Genomic DNA, 2836 nt, shown 5'->3' on the forward strand with positions numbered 1-2836 from the left:
CCATCGGATTCGGCGGCGGCGCGGCGGACGCCGTCGTCGTTCCCGGGGCTGCGCCGCCGGGCAGCACCACCACGCGGGTGCCGACCTTGGCGCGTTCAAATAGATCCGAGACGTCCTCGTTCAGCATGCCGATGCAGCCCGACGAGACGAACTTGCCGATGGTCGACGGCTGGTTGGTGCCGTGAATACGGTACACGGTCGAGCCGAGATACATCGCACGGGCGCCGAGCGGGTTGCCGGGTCCGCCGGCCATGAAGCGCGGCAGATAGGGCTGACGCTCGATCATCTCCGTCGGCGGATGCCAATCCGGCCACTCGGCCTTGCGGGTGATCTTCTGCACGCCGGTCCAGGTGAAGCCGTCGCGGCCGACGCGGACGCCGTAGCGGATCGCCCGGCCATTGCCGAGGACGTAGTAGAGATAGGTGTTCGGCGTATCGACAACGATCGTGCCGGCCGGCTCCTTGGTCGCGAACGCCACTTCCTGGCGACGCAGATTGGGGGCCAACTGCGCCGGGCCGTCTTCGGGCTGCTCGTCAGCCGGCAGCGCCGCGATCTGCACCGGCTTGCCATTGGCATCGACCGGCGCCTGCTGCTGCGGCACGGCTCCGGTCACGCCCTCGGGCGGACGCATGCCGCCGCGGTCGTCGCCATAGGACACGCCTGCGGCCGGAACACCATTGTCGCGATTGGCCTGCTGTGCGCCCGGACGATCACCATAGATCACCGGCGGCGGCCCCATCGGACGGCCATAGCGCGGATCATCGGGCGACATCACGGGGCCAGTCGGCGCACCGCGGTCGGAATAGACCGGCTGCGAATTCATCGGGCGTCCGTAGCGCGGATCGTCCGGCGACATCACGGGACCAGACGGCGCACCGCGATCGGAATAGGCCGGCGCATTCATCGGGCGGCCATAGCGCGGGTCGTCAGGCGACATCACCGGGCCAGGCGGCGGCAGCGCGGCCGAATTGCGCGGCGCATCGTCATCGTCGTTGAGGGCGTCGAAATCCGGCATGCTGCCCTGCGGATAGGGCTGGGGCGCTGTCGAATAGCCAGTGCCCTGGGGAGCCGGATACCCCTGCTGCGCATGCGCAAGCGAAATTCCTGCCAGGCCGAGAGCCGCGGCAGCGCAAATCGTCAGAATGCGGTTGATCATCATTGCTCTATTATAGTCCCCAAGCCACACCGGACTGTTAACGGCCCAATGCAGGAAGATAGCGGCGCATTCAAGACAAATCCGCGAAATCCGGGCTATTTCGGGCATTTGTGATTTGCCGTCAACGCTGCGGCAAAGATGTCTCATGGGTCGGGATTGTTTGTCCACGTGCTCAAAGTCATCAATCACCCGCATTTTGTAACAAACAGTCTCCAGGGGTTGCGATATCTTCGAATCGGCCTGATTCGCGTTCGCGACGCCGGCTTTCTTGTGTGGTCACCGCGTTCCCTCGACATCAAAGACCCTCCCGCAGAAGGGGGAACCCGCGCCCATGCTCCCCGGCCTTCGTTTCCTGTTCGCCGCGATCGTGCTGGCGATATCGCTCCTGGTGTTCGGGTTAGGGGCCGCCGCGCTGTTTCGCGCAGCGCATGAGGAATTTGCCAGTATTCCGGCCCGCCGGGCGCCGCCCGAGCCGCAGTTCGCGCAGCAGCCAGAGGCTCCGCCGGTGCTTGCCATGGTGCGGGTCGATCAGCCCGCCACGGTCAAGACGACGACGGACGTTTCCGCTCCCTCGACCGCAGCCGAACCGGCAGTGTCTGAACCGGCCACTCCCGCGGAGACCCCTGCTGTCGAGCCGGAGAAGCTCGCCGCAGTGAAGGCGGATGATGCGCCGCCGCCCGCCTCCCCCAAGGTCGAACCTCCAGGCGTGGAGACGCCCACACCGGCGCAGTCCGCCGAGGTCGCTCCGCAGCTCTCGACGCCAGACCCGGCGCCGGCATCGCAGCCGATACCAGCCGCAGCCGAAGCGGCACCGGCTCCGGCCGAAGCCAAGGTCGCCGCAGTGGCCGATCCGCCTGCTGCAACCAGCGAGCCCACGCCTGCTCCACCGGCACCAGCGATGGTTGCGCCGGAGCCGGCACCGCCGTCACCCGAGACCATCGCGGCCGAGACGAAGATCGCGACGCTGGGCGGACCGGAAGTCGTCGTCGAAGCGCCGGCGGCGCCGAAGGCCGTCGAGACGAAGAAGCCGGAGCACAATGCGACCAGCAAGCCGGCGCATCGCAAGGAGCGGCGGCGGATCGTTCGCGCGCGGCCGGTGGTGCGGCAGGCCGTTCAGCAGCAGCTCGATCCGTTCGGTAATCCGACCCTGGTGCCGCTCACGCGGCGCTAAAGCCTGATGAGATTAGGTTGAGCTGGAACGGCGTCGAAAGTTCACCTCTCCCTTGGGAGAGGTCGATTTGCGCAGCAAATCGGGTGAGGGGGTACGGTCTATCGAGAGAGCAAGAGCCCTCACCCGGATTGCTGCGCAATCCGACCTCTCCCCGCAGGGAGAGGTGAAGCAAGACCGCGCCAAGCCGATTCAACCAAAACTCATCCCGCTTTAGGAGTATTGATCAGGCCGGCCCCGTCGCGATCGGCGGGCCGCTCGCCTGCCCCCATTCCGACCACGAACCGTCATACAGCGCGGTATCGGTGATGCCGATCCGGTAGAGCGCGAGCGTCAGCACGCCGGCCGAGACGCCCGAGCCGCAGCTCGTAATAATCGGCGCATCGAGCTTCACGCCGGCCCCCGCGAACGACTTGCGCAGATCGTCGAGCGGCTTCATCTCGCCGGTCGCGGCATCGAACAGCTGGTTGTAGGGCACGTTGCGCGCGCCCGGGATGTGGCCGGCGCGGATG

General features: G+C 66.8%; 3 protein-coding genes. 1 reads left to right on the plus strand and 2 read right to left on the minus strand.

Annotation, left to right across the window (positions count from 1 at the left end; translation table 11 throughout):
- The coding region (locus AC628_RS40790) for a L,D-transpeptidase (protein WP_074132446.1) at positions 1-1159 on the minus strand (1159 nt) is incomplete at its 3' end.
- A gap of 328 nt (positions 1160-1487) precedes the next feature.
- Here AC628_RS40790 and AC628_RS40795 point away from each other — a divergent pair.
- On the plus strand, positions 1488-2327 hold the full coding sequence (locus tag AC628_RS40795) for a hypothetical protein (RefSeq protein WP_074132448.1): 840 nt from the start codon (positions 1488-1490) through the stop codon (positions 2325-2327).
- A 223-nt stretch (positions 2328-2550) separates the two neighbouring features.
- Here AC628_RS40795 and AC628_RS40800 read toward each other — a convergent pair.
- Positions 2551-2836 (minus strand): sulfurtransferase (locus AC628_RS40800; protein ID WP_249776122.1); only part of this gene is annotated, 286 nt, incomplete at its 5' end.

Source organism: Bradyrhizobium sp. NAS96.2, assembly GCF_001908235.1.
Taxonomy (GTDB): Bacteria; Pseudomonadota; Alphaproteobacteria; order Rhizobiales; family Xanthobacteraceae; genus Bradyrhizobium.

Excerpts from the sequence above, each read along its gene's own strand:
- AC628_RS40795 (WP_074132448.1), top strand. The coding sequence starts at position 1,488 with ATGCTCCCCGGCCTTCGTTTCCTGTTCGCCGCGATCGTGCTGGCGATA.